This is a genomic window from Segatella copri (assembly GCF_015074785.1).
In the GTDB taxonomy this organism is placed as follows: domain Bacteria; phylum Bacteroidota; class Bacteroidia; order Bacteroidales; family Bacteroidaceae; genus Prevotella.
This window is the reverse complement of record NZ_CP042464.1, coordinates 1,320,610-1,336,999: the sequence shown is the minus strand read 5'-3', so window position 1 is coordinate 1,336,999 and position 16,390 is coordinate 1,320,610. Positions and strand designations below refer to the sequence as shown.

Sequence of the window (16,390 nt, the reverse complement as noted above, 5' to 3'; positions counted from 1 at the left end):
GGCAACTTTTTGTTGCTCAGGAACTTATAAATAAAGTTAAATTATAGTGTTGCGGAATTAAGGAAGATGTTGAAATAAAGGGTGGTGTAAGTTATTTTTTGTGGGACAAAAACAAGGAATCAGAGTGCCGTGTTACTACTTGTATAGGAGATTCCAGAGAAGTGTCTTATAGATATCTCAAATTCAATGAAAATGAAGATATTTTCATAAGATATAATCAAGCTATTCCTATATTAGAAAAAGTATTAACAAAGACAGATAAGTTCTTCAATACACTTGTTTCTTCACAAAATCCATTTGGGTTTAATACGGCTGTTAAGGGAGAAGAAAATGCTGGGCCGAAATCTGTATATTTATATACAAAGGGATTAGTAAAATCCTATATAGATAGAGATAAGGTCTTATTACATCCAGAATGGATTGACTGTAAGAAAATACTTACATCCAAAGCTGCTGAAGATGGTACATTACCAGGAAAAGTTATCACTCAATTTAATATGGTTGGGGAGGGAACTTGTTGTAATGGTACGTTTGTTGTAATCAATCCTACAAATTCAGAAAATGGTGAAGAAATATGCAAAAATGTAATGAAATACATGAGCACCAAATTCTTTAGATTTTTAATGTCTACAAGAAAGTATACGCAGGATGTAAAGGATACAACTTTCTCTTTTATCCCATGTCAGGACTTTACCGATAAGTCTGATGTAGATTGGAGTAAGTCTATAGATGATATTGATAATTATTTTCTTAAAGTAAAATACGAACTCTCTGATAAGGAAATATTATTCATAAACAAAATGATCAAACCGTTATAATGATTTAATATAGAATACAAATTTGAAATATGGCAGTAGAATCACATGATAAGAAACTTGACGACCTTTTGAAAATGGTTGAAGAAGGTAAAGCCCAGTTGCCGGACTTTCAGCGCAGTTGGGTATGGGATGATACGAAGATATGCAAACTTATAGAGAGTATCACCTCAGGCTTTCCTATGGGAGCCGCTATGTTTTTGGCTAATGGAGGCGAACATATTCGCTTTAAGTACCGTAAGTTTGAAGGAGTAGAGTCTGAAAATGACGTTACTCCGGAATGGCTTGTGCTGGATGGACAGCAGAGGTTGACCACTTTGTATCAGGTATTGAAAAGCAAGAAGGCAACAAGCACTCGTCTTGAAACCAATCGTGATGCAACAATCAAACGTTTCTATTACCTTGATATTAAAAAGTGTCTTGATCCGAATGCAGACAGACTTGATGCTATCGTGTCTGTTTCTGACAAGAAACAACAGACTACTAATATCGGTCGTACAGTGACACTCGATCTCTCTACTCGTGAGAAGGAATTTGAAAATCTGATGTTCCCTTTGAATATTACCTTCTCAGCCAACGATACAGATGATTGGCGTTATGACATGGAGGATTACTATCATAACAATCGTGATTACAGCCTGTTGTTCCGTGAATTCTCGCAGAAGATACTACGTCCTATCTTGGCCTATAGTATGCCTGTAATCCAACTCGATAAAGAGACCCCAAAAGAAGCGGTATGCCAGATATTCGAGAATGTAAATACTGGTGGTGTACCTCTTACAGTCTTTGAATTGGTAACGGCTACATTTGCTGCCGATGGTCATGAACTACGGAAGGATTGGGAGGAAATAAAACATTCATTTTCACAGAAAGTTAATTGTGAATTGCTACGTGAAATTTCTGGTGCCAACTTCCTTGCTGCAATGACACTTCTGGTGTCTTATTATAAACGTGTGGATTCAGGTAATGATGAACGAGTAGCTGTAACCTGCAAAAAAAGAGATATACTTAGACTTGAGCTGAAGGACTATGAAAAGTATCACGATGCTCTTGTACAAGGTTTTGGCGATGCTGCTAATTTTCTTGTTCACCAAGGTATTTACAGATCTCGTGACCTTCCATATACCTCTCAACTCATTCCTCTTGCAGCAATTTTTGCCTATGATAATGAAAATGGCAAGTTGTTGAACCTTGGCTCCAATCAGAATCTGTTGTCACAATGGTACTGGTGTGGCGTCATGGGCGAACTATATGGTGGTGCTAATGAGGCAAGGTTTGCACTTGATATTCTTGGTGTGTTCCGTTGGATGAATGGTGGCGAGAAACCTGATACGGTTTACCGTTCAAGTATTCAGCCAACACGGTTGCTGACTATGCAAACACGAAACAGTGCAGCTTATAAGGGAATTATGGCTTTGATTCTTCAGGATTCACCTCTTGATTTTATGACAGGCAACCGTATGGATATTGCTTCTTATATAGATGAAGATGCAGATATTCATCATATATTCCCACAAGCCTATTGTGAGAAACAGAACCTTCCACGAATTAAGTGGAATTCTGTTATCAACAAGACGCCTATCTATGCATCCTCTAATCGTTCTATTGGTGGTCATGCACCAAGCATTTATATCGGTACTATGGCAAATAAAGGCTTGGATCAAGAGATGATAAAAGCTGCCATTACTTCACACAAGGTAAACTACGACTATCTTTTTGCTGATGATTTTGATTCCTATTTTATTGATAGGGCTAAGCATCTGCTTGATAGGATAGAGAAAGCAACAGGTAAGGCTATATCAGGACGTGATAGCGAAGAAACCATCAGAGAGTTTGGCGTTGCATTACTATAATATAAAAGGTAGAAACTTTAATGTTCCTGCATCATTAGAAATAACAAGTATAGGTAAAGTTGCTTTCCGGTACTTTCACCTAAAGGTCTTCTATAAAGGGTTGCAATCTTCGGAAAGATGGATTGCAACCCTTTATTTTCTTATCTGAAATTCATAGTGAAATGGATGCTTGGATATTTAGTTAAGTTGTTTATAGTAAATTAAATACACTTAAATATGGGTTTTAGGTGCATTTTATTTATATGTAGCATAAAATATACAGAAATTGAAAAAAAAATAAGTAAGTTTGTCTTATTTTTGAAATATTTTTGTTAATTTTGTAGGCGAATGGTGGGTGGTAAGCCAACACAGGATAACAGCTTGCGAAACTATCGCCACCAACTTTCTTGGCTTTGCCTGGAAAGGAGGAAATTATTAACTACTTTGCTAAAGGCTGGCAGAGGTAAAAATAAGTAAGAAGTATGAATTACAATGCTTTAACAGCAAAATCAGTTGAAATAATAGGTAAATGCCTTGAGCAATGCTTATGTACCCAAAAGAACTCTTTTGTGGCCGACCTTTTTGGCAATATCTCTCCTTTTGATGAAGAATTTTACACTTCTTCCCTTGTTGATTCTAAGATAGTAGAAGATAGATTTGTCGATGCCCTAGTAAATGCTTCTATAACTAATGATTGCGATGCTTTTAAAAAGTATCTTTCTGAAATCCTTGTTGAAGCAGAAGGGCATGAATGCGATATTAAAAAGGCAGGTGCCGAATGGGTTCAGATGTATGCTTGTGATACTCCAACTTGTTTTAGGGATTATGCTGCTTATCTTGAACAAGCAGAGAAATTCGCTAAAATTGAGGAATCTTTCTTTAGACAATTTTGCAATACAAGAAAGCATGGTCGAAAAATGTGGAATTCTGCAGGTGCACCTATTCGCCATGACCTTCATAAGTCTTCATCTGTATGCAGCGATAACTATTCAATATCGCTTTATACTTTAAAGCAATGTGCCGGTAAAGACGCAATGCAGATTTTTGGTCTTTATAAGAGAATTATTTCTTGTTTCCTTAGAACCTACAGATATGCGCAGGGTATTGATCTTTATGCTCAAAGCCTGCATTCAAATCCTATCCAGGCACGTATCATTCTAAATAAAAATATCGAGCAAGCATTTTTTGATTTGAAAATTCAGGATGCGAATAATATTGATAAAGATATGATTGACTTGGCGAAGAGAAAAATAGATGCACAAATGCTTAATAGTATCTATAACAAGACTATTATGGATCTTGCTCCTTTTTATTATCATTATATTACAACAGGACAATTCCCTTGGTTTTCTATACTTCTTAAAGATAAGGAAAATCATTATGGCAAATTAACGGAGATAGAACATAATATTTTCAAAGAAATCAAAGATCCTATGCTGCGTGAGAAAGCTGCTTTGAATACACGAAAACTCATTTATAATTTTGCTAAACTGCAAAAAACCAAATATGAGGGATGCAATCATCAGATGAAAACTCTTACTGATGGCGAGGTTCTGGCATTCATGGTTGAAGATATGGATAATTCAGTCATGGTTAACTATCCTATGAAAAAACTGTTGAGAGATTATTTTTGTAAACTGCGCAATCAAGAGGCAGATGCAGATGTAAATAAAATATATAAGGCTTTTAATTATGCAAAGAACAATATGTCTGATCATGATAATAAGAAAAAGGCCTTTGATGAAAAGGTAAAAGAAATTCTCGATTCATAGGATTTTTTATATATGCGCATACTAGTATTTAGGATTGTCTATTGCCGGCAATCCTTTTTTTGTTCTCTAAACTGAATGTTTTTATCCTAATTGGGATAAAATAAAAGCTAAGTTGTCCTAAATGGTCTTACCTTGTAATAATAATAGGCTGTTTTTATCCTAAGCGCACTTTTAAAGCTCATATTTATCCTAAATTGCTAAAAATAGAAGTCTAGTAAAAGCTGTCCGATTCTTATTATTTCTTACTATTTTTGCAACCAGAAACCAAGATAGTTATGCGCATTAAGCTAGATTCTTGGAGCATTGCGATATATAAGTCTCTCGCAGTGTTGGTTTCTTGCAAAAGATGCCTGTTGAGGCTTTGGGAACACATCTTTTGCCATTTTATGATGAAACATAATAATTATGTTAGTATGGGGAGTTTTGAGTCAAGCTCATCTGCCCCTCGTTACATCGGAGAAATCCTCAATGAGTATTTACTCCACAGCAACGCCCCTCTGGCTGCGGCTTATCGCAAGCACGTGCAGGAGATGATGGCAAGTAATGAATCTGTTGATTATATCAAGAAAGGAGAACGGTATGATTAACATTGATTCTAAACAGAAATTGGATGAATTCATGGCTCAGGAAGCTCAGCAGCAGACTGAATCCCAGAAGCTGGCTCAGGCTCTTGCTTCAGGGGCTGCTCAGCAGCAGGGCAGGGATAGCTTTTTCAATGTGTCCACTTTAAAAGAGGACCTGGAGAAAGGACGGAAAATGAAACCTCCGAAGGAACTTATTCCCCATATTCTGGTGGAGCATGAGACTACGATTCTCTTTAGCGGCCCGGGTGTGGGTAAAACAGTCCTCGCCATTCAGATAGCTATCGAGTTGGCTGAACAGGGAATGCGGGTACTTTATGTCAACTTTGAGCTTTCGACTCAGCAATTGGCTCTGAGATATCCCAACAAGGATAGTCCTGATACACTCTACCACGCTAGCATCGATTATACCAAGATGCACGATGTTACCGACCAGAGCATGATTCTTTCTGAGATTGAGCGAATGGCACTGGAACTGAATATAGAGGTGATAATCATAGATAACTTTACCAATCTCTGTATCAATTCTAAGGAGGCAGCTGAAGCTGGAAAAACCATGCAGCAACTGGTAGCTATGCGTATGACTCACAACTGTACCATGCTCATCCTTGCCCATACGCCTAAGCGCAAGCAGGGCGATCCGCTTACAATCGATGACCTGGCTGGTAGCAAGCTTCTCAGTAACTTTGCCGATAACATAATTGGTTTCAACAAATCGAGAAAGGACAAGGATATGCGCTACTTCATCCAACTGAAGTATCGTTCTCTCCCAATCGAACTTGATTTCAAGAACGTGCAGGAACTTACGTTGACCAGTTCTGACGGATGGCTCCATTTTGAATATGGTGGCTATGATGAGGAACGGGCACATTTGCCAAGATCAAGAGATGAAAGGGCAGAACTGGAGCGCGATATCATTCGTGAACTCAAGCAGCCTAATGGCTCTTCTTATCGGGAAATTGCTGACAAACTGGGTACCAGTTTGAGTATGGTTCAGCGTGTTGCCAAGAGCAATAACTTGAACAGAAAAGGCAAGTAAGCCTTACAAGAAGTAAGTATTTGTATCAGGGATGTATCATTCAGATTTTTGATACAAAATGATACTTAATTAATTGATATAGATATAGTTAGACTGTATCATGAGTGATACAGCTGCTATATCTGATACAAAGGGAATGTATCATCCTTGATACATAATAACCTTCTGAATATCAATAGATTAATGGTTGTTTTGTGTCAATGCGGAAATGATACACTCTGATACATTTTTTTTATCATTAAATTTCTGAAAAAATGAAAAATGATATAAGATTTGTTTTGGAGCGCTATCATGCCGGTGGAGCCAATCGCTATGTCTGCCCTCAATGCGGACGCAAGAAGTGCTTTACCCGATATGTGGACCTGGAGACGGGCGAGTATGTGGCTGACGACTGTGGTAAATGCGACCATACGGCATCGTGTGGCTATCATTATCCACCGCGTCAATACTTCCATGATCATCCGGAACTTAGCTGCAAGAAAGATTACCAGACGGAATACGTAAATGGTAAACCCTTGCTGGGATTGGGAAACAGGCATCAGTGGGCAGATGAAGCCCGAAACAGAGAGATGCTTTCCCGTAAGAACAGATTGCTTGTGCAACCTCAGGATAGGCGACAGACCGAGTTCTTCAGCCCCGAATGGGTACAGAAGGCGATGCTGAGACCGAGTGCTTTCAGTATGTGGTTTGAAGGCCTGAACATCGGTGGTGATGCCCGGCAGGTGCTAGCCGATTATTGTGTGGAAGGTACTGCCCGAGACGTCGTTGTGCAGGGGGTTAACTATGGCAGGGCAGTGGTGTTCTGGCTGATAGACGAACAGCAGCGGGTGCATGATGCCAAGCTGATGGCTTATCGCAATGACGGTCATCGGGTACAGGGATGGGCCAACACCATGCGTTCCATCTGCGAACGTTCTCATGTCGGACCGCAACTTCAGAATACCGAAAAGGTGCTCTTTGGACAGCATTTGCTTCCCCGCTATCCCGATAAGACGGTATGTATCGTGGAGAGTGAGAAGACATCGCTTATCTGTGCCTGCCGCTATCCGCAGTACCTGTGGCTGGCAACGGGCGGATGTGGCAATCTGCAGACCGATAAGCTGCTCCACTTGCAGCATCGAAGACTCGTGGTTTATCCCGATAGCGGAGAGTATGACAAGTGGAAGGAGCAGATGGCTAAGAGCGGATGTCGGGATTATAGGGTGGTAGACTTCATGGAGCAGTTTGAGGCGAATACCGATATTGCCGATATCCTGTTGGGTGAGGCTCAGCAGAAACCCGAATTTCTGCTGCCACCTCCTCCAGATGTCTGCCCCTTCTAAACATAAGGTTTACGCTCCGTAAGTATCATCTTTAGAGGGCGTAAGTATAAGGGTTAGAAAAATAATTAAAATGCAAATTTAAAATGTAAATATGATGACAAATTTTAAAGTAAGAGCCTATGGAAAATCAGAGCTTGCCTGGCTCTATTTTCCAACAGCCAATTCGGCTCATACGGCAGTAAACCATCTGATGGCTTGGGTGTATCGCATTCCGCAACTTGTTGACGGACTTCAAAAGCTCGGCTATCGTAAGACGGCAAAGTTTTTTACACCCCGAGAGGTAGCTCTCATCATCGATTATCTAGGTGAACCATAAGAAAATCCTGATAAAGTATGCTATCTCACGCAACGTATGGTATCGTATGAATGACTTGATGGAATTTTGTATCTTTGCTGTGTAAACCAAAGGGGTTTACTCGATGAAACTCTCTACCCGATGGGGTGATGGATCCTATACCTTCTGAAGGAATATGGAGATGCGGAATCGGCAGTAATTAACTCAAAATTCTGAAAGGTATGATTAAGTATGTTTTGAAGCAGAACAAGAACAAGAAGAGTCTTGCTTATCTTAAGTGGTATGCTTTCCCATTGGTGGAAGAGACGATGGATTTGGCTGAACTTGCCAAGCACATGGAGGAGCACAATACCGGATTCACCGAGGCGATGTGCCTGGGCATGATGACTGCCATGGTGAAGTGTATCAAGGAGCAGCTCCTGGCTGGTAAAAATGTGAAGATAGACAACCTTGCCATCTTCAGCGTGGGTATCCGTAACAAGGAGGGAGCCAAGACCGAGGCTGAGTTTACTGCGGTAAACAATATTGCCGGAGTGAAGCTCAGAGCCCGTGCTACTGGTACATTGAGCAATGCCAACCTTAACACTTCGGCTAGTGTGAGAAGAGCAAGCAATGTTTTTGTTGCAAGTTCAGGCAGTGGTTCAGGTAGTAACATCGCTGGTGGCAATACAACTACCGGAGACAACAGTCAGACTGGTGGAAGTTCTTCATCTGAAGGTAATACCGACAGCGGTGATGGCTTAGAATAAAGCCTTCTGAGACAAAAGACAGCCTTAAAATTAAAAATCCTCGTCCGATATTTGAAACCGGACGAGGATTTTTTTATCCAACTTTCTCTTCTTTCAGTTTTCCGAAGAAATCGAATGAGGCATCCCAATCCTTCCAGACTGGCTCTCTGCCCAATTCCTTCAATCTCGCATTGATAACCTTGGCGGTACGCTCATCGCTTACGGTGAACTGCTCCAATGCCTGAGGATAGGTATGGTAACCACCAGGATTTACCTTTGATTCTGCCGACATGGTGGTGACACCCAGTGTTGCCATGTTGTCACGGATGTAGGCTGGCTCACGGGTAGAGTAGGAGATATCTACATCGTGGTCGAAGATACGCATGGCGAAAGTTGCCTGTGCCAACTGCTTATCGGTCATGAAGCAGTTTGGCTGGAAACCTTCGTTCTGTGCAGGGCGCATACGAGGGAAGTTCACGCTGTACTTGGTCTTCCAGTAGTGCTTCTGCAGGTAGCGCAGGTGATGAGCCATCATCACTACATCCGTGCGCCATTCCTTCTCCAAGCCGATGAGCACACCCATACCGATGGAGTGAACGCCTGCCATACCCATGCGGTCGAAACCGTCGCAGCGCCACTCAAACTTGCTCTTCATGCCACGTGGGTGGTAGAGCTTGTAGTGCTCGTGGTTGTAGGTTTCCTGGAAACAGATGACACCGTTCATGCCGTGGTCGGCGAGGGTTTTGTAATCCTCTGTAGAGAGCGGCATCACCTCAATCTTCACGTTAGAGAAATACTTCTTGGCAATGTCGATTGCCTTGGCAAGATAAGGGGTGCCAGCCTTTGCCGGGTTCTCGCCCGTAACGAGAAGGATGTTCTCGAATGGAGCCAACTGCTTGATTGCCTTGTACTCGTTCTCAATCTGCTCTGGGGTGAGGATGGTGCGTGCCATCGGATTCTCACGATGGAAACCGCAATACACGCAGGAGTTGGAGCATGAATTGGTGATGTAGAGAGGAATGAACATCGACATGGTCTTGCCGAAGCGCTCCTCGGTATATTTGCGGGAAAGACGCGCCATCACCTCCAGGTATGGCTCGGCTGCAGGTGAAAGCAGTGCCATGAAGTCGTTCACATCGCAATGGTCCTTGGCAAGGGCACGGCGCACATCGTTATCGGTCATTCGAGCAATGCGCTCCGTGGTCTCCTCCCAACTGATATTCTTTAATTCGTCTGAAAACATTTTCTTACTTTTTAAACTTTCTCAAATCGTGTGTCAACTTGGCTGCGCAGAAGTTTGGACCACACATGGTGCAGTACTCACCGTCTGTATGACCTGCCTCCTCGAAATACTTTAAGGCGAGCTCTGGGTCGAGAGAGAGGTGGAACTGGTCTCTCCAGCGGAACTCGAAACGTGCCTTGGAGAGGGCGTTGTCGCGGATAGTTGCACCTGGATGACCCTTTGCCAAATCGGCTGCATGAGCGGCAATCTTATAGGTTACCACACCTGTGCGCACATCTTCCTTGTTAGGCAATGCGAGGTGCTCCTTAGGTGTTACATAGCAGAGCATGGCAGTGCCGAGCCATGCTATCTGGGCGCCACCGATGGCTGAAGTGATGTGGTCGTAACCTGGGGCGATATCGGTAACCAATGGGCCGAGGGTGTAGAATGGTGCCTCGTGACAGTGGTCGAGCTGGCGCTCCATGTTCTCCTTGATCTTCTGCAATGGCACGTGACCTGGACCCTCGATGAATGCCTGTACGTTCTTGTCCCAGGCACGGGTAACAAGCTCGCCCATGGTATCCAACTCGGCAAACTGGGCTGCATCGTTGGCATCGGCAATACAGCCTGGGCGCAGACCATCACCCAAAGAGAGGGCAACGTCATACTGTGCCACGATGTCGCAGATATCGTCGAAGTGCTCATAGAGGAAACTCTCCTGATCGTGGTAGAGACACCACTTGCTCATGATGCTACCGCCACGGCTCACGATTCCGCAGAGACGGCTGTCGGCGAGATGCACATTGTGGCGACGGATGCCGGCATGGATGGTGAAATAGTCAACACCCTGCTCGCACTGCTCGATGAGGGTATCACGGAATACCTCCCAGTTCAGATCCTCTACCTTGCCGTTTACCTTCTCCAAAGCCTGGTAGATAGGCACGGTTCCTACTGGTACAGGACAGTTGCGCACAATCCATTCACGGGTTTCGTGGATGTTGTCGCCGGTAGAGAGGTCCATCAAAGTATCGCCTCCCCACTTGCAAGACCATACAGCCTTATCCACCTCTTCCTCGATGCTGGAGGTAGTGGCAGAGTTACCGATGTTGGTATTGATCTTCACGAGGAAGTTGCGGCCGATGATCATCGGTTCACTCTCCGGGTGGTTGATGTTGGCAGGAAGAACGGCACGTCCGCGTGCAATCTCATCACGAACATACTCAGGGGTGATATGGGTATCGATGCCCAACTCCTGGCAGTTCATGTTCTCGCGGATAGCCACGTACTCCATCTCTGGAGTGATGATGCCCGCCTTGGCATAAGCCATCTGGGTGATATGCTTGCCAGCCTGAGCACGGCGAGGCAACTGGATGTGCTCGAAGCGGAGATGGTCGAGGCTATGGTCAGCAAGGCGCTGCTTGCCATACTCGCTGGTAACTTCCTTGAGCTGCTCGGTATCGTTGCGGTCGAGAATCCACTGCTCGCGCATTCTTGGCAAGCCCTTCTTCAAATCTACCTGATAGTTAGGGTCGCTGTAAGGACCGCTGGTATCGTAGATGTAAACCGGAGCGTTTGGCTCTGTATGAGGAATGCCGCGCTCATCCTTCACAACAGTAGGAGTGAGGTTTACCTTGGTCATTCCAACCTTGATCTGTGGGAAGAGTTTTCCCTGCATATACGCCTTTTCTCTCTGGGCGTAAGCTTTCTTATCGTTTGGCATAATTTTTTAAAGGTAAAAAGGTAAAAAGGTAAAAGGGTAAAAAGAGCGTTCTTGCTTCTTTGCCTTCATCCTTCATGCCTTTGTATTATCTATATTATAATTAGTCGTTGAGGAATGCGGTGAGAGGAGAACTTGCCTCAGCACAATCGCTGATGGCTCCGAGACCTGCCTCGTAAGCACGGCGACCGCATACTACAGCTTCCTTGAATGCCTTAGCCATCTCTACAGGGTCACCGGCAACGGCGATAGCTGTATTAACCAGGCAAGCGCTGGCACCCATCTCCATAGCCTCGGCAGCGTGGCTAGGTGCACCGATACCTGCATCTACTACCACTGGAACAGTAGCCTGCTCGATGATGATCTGCAGGAAGTCCTTCATTCTCAATCCCTTGTTGGTACCGATAGGTGCAGCAAGTGGCATCACGGTAGCAGCACCAGCCTCTTCGAGGTGCTTGCAGAGGGTAGGGTCTGCCTGGCAATACGGCAATACCACGAAACCGAGCTTTACCAGTTTTTCGGTAGCCTTCAGCGTCTCGATAGAGTCTGGAAGAAGATAGCGAGGGTCTGGGTGGATTTCGAGCTTGAGCCAGTTGGTTCCGAAAGCCTCGCGAGCCATCTGTGCTGCGAAGACAGCCTCCTCGGCGTTGCGCACGCCACTGGTGTTAGGAAGGAGCTGGATATTTGGGTTCTGCACAATATGAGAGAGCAGATCGTCCTGCTTGTCTTCGAGTTCGATACGTTTCATAGCAACAGTAACCATTTCTGTTTCTGATGCTTTGATGGCTTCAGCCATGAGGGCATTGTTGTTAAACTTTCCTGTACCCAAGAAGAGGCGGGAGTTAAACTCTCTGCCTGCGATTACTAATTTTTCCATTGTTTTATTATAGAGTTGTTATTTTTGTTTTCATTTCTGTAGGAAAAGTACTTTTGGGTGATTCTTTTCCGCAGTATTCTGAGACCATTATCCTCCGCAGAACGCTTTTACGATAACGATGTCTGCTCCTTCTGCGATGATTGTGTTTTCCCATTCATCACGAGGCACCATTTCGTTACTGATAGCTACTGCAACTCCTGTAGCTGGCAAATCGAGTTCCTGGGCTAACTCCCTGATGGTTTTAGCCTGTGTCTCGGTCTCTTTGTTGTTGATAGTTACTTTCATATTCTGTTCGTTTTATATGATGAATAATCCGTTTGTTTACGCTTTTTCTATCGCCCGAAAGCGATGATAAGATAATATGTAATCAAACACGGTGAACTTCCAGATGAAAGCCTTAAGAGAAAGAATAAAGCGCTATCAAATATCCCTGCGACAGCATTACCTGCATCAGGTTCAATGGGTATCATCTCAGCCGAATCTTTCAGCACCCCGTGATAATCGCTTGCAAAAGTAATGATAATATCGGAAAAACAATAGAATTTCAAAAATATTTATGCTAAATTAACGCAGAATGTACCTTTCGCTTTACTGGTGTTTCTTTCTGCAATCCGGACATTCGCCTTTGATGACAAAGGAAATAGAGTGGGGGTAAAAGCCTTCGGGCAGTTCGAAACTTGGAATATGGATATCCTCCATACAGAAGGAACGCTGGCAAGATTCGCAGTAGAAATGAATATGCCCGTCGTGATGATCGCAAGCCCCTTTTTCTTCGCAGAGTTCGTAGCAGAGTACGCCTCGCCCATCTTCGAAGGCATGTACCACATCATGTTCCAGGAAGAGGGTAAGGGTACGGAAGATGCTCGACTTGTCCATCGAAACCATCTTTCGTTCCAGATTACTCAGACTCTGTGGGTTCTGTTCGCCCATCAGGGTCTTCATTACGAGTATGCGGTTGGCGGTTGGCCGAATGCCTTTCGATTCCAGCCTGCTGATCATATCTTGTGAGTTCATCGTTTCTTTTTTTTTTATTTGTACTAATCGGTTGCAAAGATACAAAAAAAGCGTGTAAGTATGGTAACTTACACGCTTTTTCTTTATTTAAACGTAATTACTTTTTGCTTTCAATCTAGTTTATGCCGCAGCATGAAGGGATTGGAACCCTTATGCGCAAGCACAACCACGGCTTCTGTTCAAAGCCTCACCATACATTTCCATTGCGGTCATGTAATCTGCAAGAATAGCCTTCAAGGCCTTCTTGATGTTTGCATACATTGTTTTCATAATCGTTATCCTTTTTTTAAAAATTAATACTTGGCATTTCTGCCATTTCCTTTTTCCTTTTATTCATGAACGGTGGTCAATTTTACTTGCCCATCTCCATGTTGTTGTTTACATTTACAGCCTTGACAATCATAGCTGCCACAACTGTAAGAATCATTACTGTCGTCATCATAATTTGTTTCCTTTCTTTCTTTGTGGAGCCTCCATGTGAGGTCTCCTGTTTTACATTATCCTTATTACAATCTCACTGTTTTCTGGTGCAAAGGTAATGCCTTTTTCTTGAATATCTGTCACAAAGACATGACAAAATGATGAAAAAGGGGCTTTTTTTGATACACGTCAACTAAACAGCAATGGCGGCTTGATATACGTCAAGCCGCCATGCTGTCATATTGAGAAATGTGTCATATTTCTTATGTTTCTTCGGATTTCTGATGCTAAATCAGTTCCAGAATCTTGTCGAGAATCTTTTCTACGGTTGAAGAATCGGTTGCTTCATCGAGTTTCTGGTTGATTTTCTCTTCCAGTTTCTTGCTTACCTTGTCGGCAGCCTGATCCATGGCCTGGTTTGCCTTGTCTTCCAGTTTCTTCTGAACGGAAGCGCCCAGTCCGTCTTCTTCTGAACCATCGCTGTTATTATCGCTTACCGAAGGTGATTCATCGGTTGATGAGCTGGTGGTTTCTTCTATCTGCAGATTGTCGGCACCTTCCAGCGCCTTCACCATATCATCAGCATTCATCGTGTAAACGCTGCCAAGGATTCCGAAGCTTACGGTGTGCTGCTTGCCATTAAACTCAACGGTTCCCTTAGAGCATACGATATAGTTGTGGTATTCGAAGAGCTGGTTCATCACTTCATCAATAGCGCTTCCTGCCATCATTTTGGCAATGGAACGGATGCTTTGGGTGAAGAAGTTGTTATCACTGGTTTCTGTAGCCTTGTCGATAGCCTTGGCTGCCTCAGTTTTTACCTTTTCTTTGTGGGCATCAGGTCCTGGATTGGTTATGGAGAAAACCAGGAAGAGAAGTACGATAAGCCCTAAGATGACTTTCCTGAGGGTCTTGCTCGATTTTTTCTTTTCCGGTTCCTGTCTGTAGCCCTGGTTCATTGCTGCGCCGTGCTGAAAACCTTGCTGGTAAGCTTCCTGCTGTGCCTGCTGGAAACCCTGCTGGTTTGCAGCCTGAAAGTTTGCTGCTTCTGTTCCGTTGTTGCCGGTTGCATCTGTTGATGTTCCTTCTGCATTTTCTTTGTTGGCTGTATTAGCTTTGATTGCTTCTACTGTTTCAAGAACAGTCTTCAGTTCTGCTATTTTCCAAGCAGGAGTCCAGTCTTTCATGCCTTGTGCCCAAACAAGGGTTTCGGGTGTGATAGCCTTCTGGACGAGTTGCTCCAGGCTGAATGGCCCCGCTTGCTGTCCGTTATTCTCAATGATAAAATATTCCATCATGTATTCTTTTATATAACATTTTTCTTAAAAGCCAATAAGGAGTTTCTTTCACTCTTCATTGCTTATTAGTGTGTAGCTTTCCACCAACCGGTTTTCTCTCTGCCCTTGATAGCTACGCTGTGCGGGCTAGGGTCGGAGATAGAAAGACCGCAATAATTTTTCACTTTAAAGGTTGCACCTCTATAACTCATTAACGCTGTATAAGCTTCATCTGTATGAGCTGCTGCTTTGATTGTGAGTTTCATCTGTGAATTAAATTTATCTTTCAGAGAGCCGCTTGGAACGAGACTATCTACGTATACGCTCATGTCGTAGAAGAGGTTGGGAGAGAAACCATCCAAAGGCTGTATGGAATCGAGCGGAACGGATGATGAGAGGGTATATTTGCTATTAATTTCCTTCATCACTTGGGCTAGATTATCCATCTGTCTGCAGTCGATGGCCGCCATGTTACAATATGGGTAGCTATCATTCTTATAGAAATTGACAACTCCGTTGACAAATCCTGAGTAGTTGGGTGCTGAACTGTTGAGGTAACTCCATGTGGTTTTGTATGGAACGCCGGCTCCCATTACTTCGCTACTTGAACTGATCATGAAATTAGTGACGTCTTTCAGTTCGTATGCAGTCTCTACATTGCCCATATAGCATGCATCGAAGAGGATGTACTGCATCTTGGTGCCGCTGAGTTTGATGCCTTCGGCTAGGGTAGGAATGTCGAGAGCGTTTTCTTTTAAGCTCACACTTCCGAAGAAACGGGTGATAGGTTTGTTGGGATCGGGACCATACTGTATTCCGCTGAAATTGCCGGTAGCGGTAGGGTAGCTGGTGCTTCCTTTCTGAGCAAAACCGGCATTAGGTCTTGCCATATAAGGATAGTTAACCCAATCGCTGTTGTAGGTCCATCCGCAGCCATGAGCTCCGATGATGAGCGAATAATTCAGGGCTTCAGCACGGCGTTTCACCTCATTCAGAATCTCTGCAAATCCTTCTGCTGTAGTATATGTAGCTTCATCGTATGTCTTCAACGTGTCGCGGATGACGGCTTTCTTATTGCCGTCATACTGAAGATCTATGAGATAGCTCTTCTTGTAATTCTGACTCATGAAGACCATTACACGCGAATTGTTCAATCCCTTCTTGGCAACAATACCTTCGCAGATACTGTCAACGTTGTTTTTCAAAAAACTTGTGAGACTGGATGTGTTGGTTCCACCCGTCCAAGGATAGAAGACGAAGATAGTCTGCTTATTGACGCTTTCTACATCAATAGCTTCATCACCGCAACTGGTGAAAGTTGCTGCAAGAGATAGCGTACATATAAATAAGGTGAAAAGCTTCTTGATCATAATTAAAAATGTTGAATGTTGAATGTTGAATGTTGAGTTGCAATCTTGCTAACGAATCAGCTTGACTAATTCAACATTCTACACTCAACATTCAACATTAAATATAATA

At 43.4% G+C, this 16,390-nt stretch carries 15 protein-coding genes and 1 riboswitch; of the genes, 8 read left to right on the top strand and 7 right to left on the bottom strand.

Going from position 1 to position 16,390, the window contains the following annotated elements:
* The first annotated feature begins 98 nt into the window (after window positions 1–98).
* From FO447_RS05955 to FO447_RS05920, 8 genes are all read left to right on the top strand, one after another.
* The gene (locus tag FO447_RS05955; protein WP_200758085.1) at window positions 99–818 is read left to right on the top strand and encodes a hypothetical protein; all 720 of its coding nucleotides are present in this window, start codon (window positions 99–101) and stop codon (window positions 816–818) included.
* Between the two features lie 29 nt (window positions 819–847).
* A complete protein-coding gene (locus FO447_RS05950) occupies window positions 848–2,668 on the top strand; it encodes a GmrSD restriction endonuclease domain-containing protein (RefSeq protein ID WP_200758083.1) in 1,821 nt (606 codons plus the stop codon).
* A gap of 461 nt (window positions 2,669–3,129) precedes the next feature.
* The gene (locus tag FO447_RS05945) at window positions 3,130–4,419 is read left to right on the top strand and encodes a hypothetical protein (RefSeq protein ID WP_117692447.1); all 1,290 of its coding nucleotides are present in this window, start codon (window positions 3,130–3,132) and stop codon (window positions 4,417–4,419) included.
* Window positions 4,420–4,805: 386 nt separating this feature from the next.
* Window positions 4,806–5,006, top strand: coding sequence for a cytochrome c-type biogenesis protein CcmH (locus FO447_RS05940; RefSeq protein WP_147350836.1), 201 nt, complete (start codon window positions 4,806–4,808; stop codon window positions 5,004–5,006).
* On the top strand, window positions 4,999–6,039 hold the full coding sequence (locus FO447_RS05935) for an AAA family ATPase (RefSeq protein WP_200758081.1): 1,041 nt from the start codon (window positions 4,999–5,001) through the stop codon (window positions 6,037–6,039). The genes FO447_RS05940 and FO447_RS05935 overlap by 8 nt, the downstream gene beginning before the upstream one ends.
* 254 nt (window positions 6,040–6,293) lie before the next feature.
* Entirely contained in the window at window positions 6,294–7,361 is a 1,068-nt protein-coding gene (locus tag FO447_RS05930; RefSeq protein WP_118067233.1) for a DUF6371 domain-containing protein, read from the top strand.
* A 91-nt stretch (window positions 7,362–7,452) separates the two neighbouring features.
* Entirely contained in the window at window positions 7,453–7,677 is a 225-nt protein-coding gene (locus tag FO447_RS05925; RefSeq protein ID WP_234699075.1) for a DUF4248 domain-containing protein, read from the top strand.
* A gap of 200 nt (window positions 7,678–7,877) precedes the next feature.
* The gene (locus FO447_RS05920; protein WP_117692440.1) at window positions 7,878–8,405 is read left to right on the top strand and encodes a DNA-binding protein; all 528 of its coding nucleotides are present in this window, start codon (window positions 7,878–7,880) and stop codon (window positions 8,403–8,405) included.
* Between the two features lie 73 nt (window positions 8,406–8,478).
* On the opposite strand, the gene thiH is transcribed toward FO447_RS05920, so the two are convergent.
* The 7 genes from thiH to FO447_RS05885 form a co-directional block, all read right to left on the bottom strand.
* Window positions 8,479–9,627: a 2-iminoacetate synthase ThiH gene (thiH, locus tag FO447_RS05915; RefSeq protein WP_200758079.1), complete on the bottom strand. Its 1,149-nt coding sequence runs from the start codon at window positions 9,625–9,627 to the stop codon at window positions 8,479–8,481.
* 4 nt (window positions 9,628–9,631) lie between these two features.
* On the bottom strand, window positions 9,632–11,326 hold the full coding sequence (thiC, locus tag FO447_RS05910; RefSeq protein WP_022121899.1) for a phosphomethylpyrimidine synthase ThiC: 1,695 nt from the start codon (window positions 11,324–11,326) through the stop codon (window positions 9,632–9,634).
* 100 nt (window positions 11,327–11,426) lie between these two features.
* Window positions 11,427–12,200, bottom strand: a complete 774-nt coding sequence (locus FO447_RS05905) for a thiazole synthase (RefSeq protein WP_022121898.1) — start codon at window positions 12,198–12,200, stop codon at window positions 11,427–11,429.
* Between the two features lie 87 nt (window positions 12,201–12,287).
* Window positions 12,288–12,485, bottom strand: a complete 198-nt coding sequence (gene thiS / locus FO447_RS05900; protein WP_006848697.1) for a sulfur carrier protein ThiS — start codon at window positions 12,483–12,485, stop codon at window positions 12,288–12,290.
* A gap of 125 nt (window positions 12,486–12,610) precedes the next feature.
* Window positions 12,611–12,705: riboswitch (TPP riboswitch) on the bottom strand.
* Window positions 12,706–12,788: 83 nt separating this feature from the next.
* On the bottom strand, window positions 12,789–13,214 hold the full coding sequence (locus FO447_RS05895) for a Fur family transcriptional regulator (RefSeq protein ID WP_006848696.1): 426 nt from the start codon (window positions 13,212–13,214) through the stop codon (window positions 12,789–12,791).
* 707 nt (window positions 13,215–13,921) lie between these two features.
* On the bottom strand, window positions 13,922–14,932 hold the full coding sequence (locus FO447_RS05890) for a GYF domain-containing protein (RefSeq protein WP_200758077.1): 1,011 nt from the start codon (window positions 14,930–14,932) through the stop codon (window positions 13,922–13,924).
* A 65-nt stretch (window positions 14,933–14,997) separates the two neighbouring features.
* On the bottom strand, window positions 14,998–16,281 hold the full coding sequence (locus tag FO447_RS05885) for a clostripain-related cysteine peptidase (protein ID WP_200758075.1): 1,284 nt from the start codon (window positions 16,279–16,281) through the stop codon (window positions 14,998–15,000).
* Window positions 16,282–16,390 lie beyond the last annotated feature (109 nt).

Excerpts from the sequence above, each read along its gene's own strand:
- FO447_RS05950 (WP_200758083.1), top strand. The coding sequence starts at position 848 with ATGGCAGTAGAATCACATGATAAGAAACTTGACGACCTTTTGAAAATG.
- FO447_RS05945 (WP_117692447.1), top strand. The coding sequence starts at position 3,130 with ATGAATTACAATGCTTTAACAGCAAAATCAGTTGAAATAATAGGTAAA.
- FO447_RS05940 (WP_147350836.1), top strand. The coding sequence starts at position 4,806 with ATGATGAAACATAATAATTATGTTAGTATGGGGAGTTTTGAGTCAAGC.
- FO447_RS05935 (WP_200758081.1), top strand. The coding sequence starts at position 4,999 with ATGATTAACATTGATTCTAAACAGAAATTGGATGAATTCATGGCTCAG.
- FO447_RS05930 (WP_118067233.1), top strand. The coding sequence starts at position 6,294 with ATGAAAAATGATATAAGATTTGTTTTGGAGCGCTATCATGCCGGTGGA.
- FO447_RS05925 (WP_234699075.1), top strand. The coding sequence starts at position 7,453 with ATGATGACAAATTTTAAAGTAAGAGCCTATGGAAAATCAGAGCTTGCC.
- FO447_RS05920 (WP_117692440.1), top strand. The coding sequence starts at position 7,878 with ATGATTAAGTATGTTTTGAAGCAGAACAAGAACAAGAAGAGTCTTGCT.
- thiH (WP_200758079.1), bottom strand. The coding sequence starts at position 9,627 with ATGTTTTCAGACGAATTAAAGAATATCAGTTGGGAGGAGACCACGGAG.
- thiC (WP_022121899.1), bottom strand. The coding sequence starts at position 11,326 with ATGCCAAACGATAAGAAAGCTTACGCCCAGAGAGAAAAGGCGTATATG.
- FO447_RS05905 (WP_022121898.1), bottom strand. The coding sequence starts at position 12,200 with ATGGAAAAATTAGTAATCGCAGGCAGAGAGTTTAACTCCCGCCTCTTC.
- thiS (WP_006848697.1), bottom strand. The coding sequence starts at position 12,485 with ATGAAAGTAACTATCAACAACAAAGAGACCGAGACACAGGCTAAAACC.
- FO447_RS05895 (WP_006848696.1), bottom strand. The coding sequence starts at position 13,214 with ATGAACTCACAAGATATGATCAGCAGGCTGGAATCGAAAGGCATTCGG.
- FO447_RS05890 (WP_200758077.1), bottom strand. The coding sequence starts at position 14,932 with ATGATGGAATATTTTATCATTGAGAATAACGGACAGCAAGCGGGGCCA.
- FO447_RS05885 (WP_200758075.1), bottom strand. The coding sequence starts at position 16,281 with ATGATCAAGAAGCTTTTCACCTTATTTATATGTACGCTATCTCTTGCA.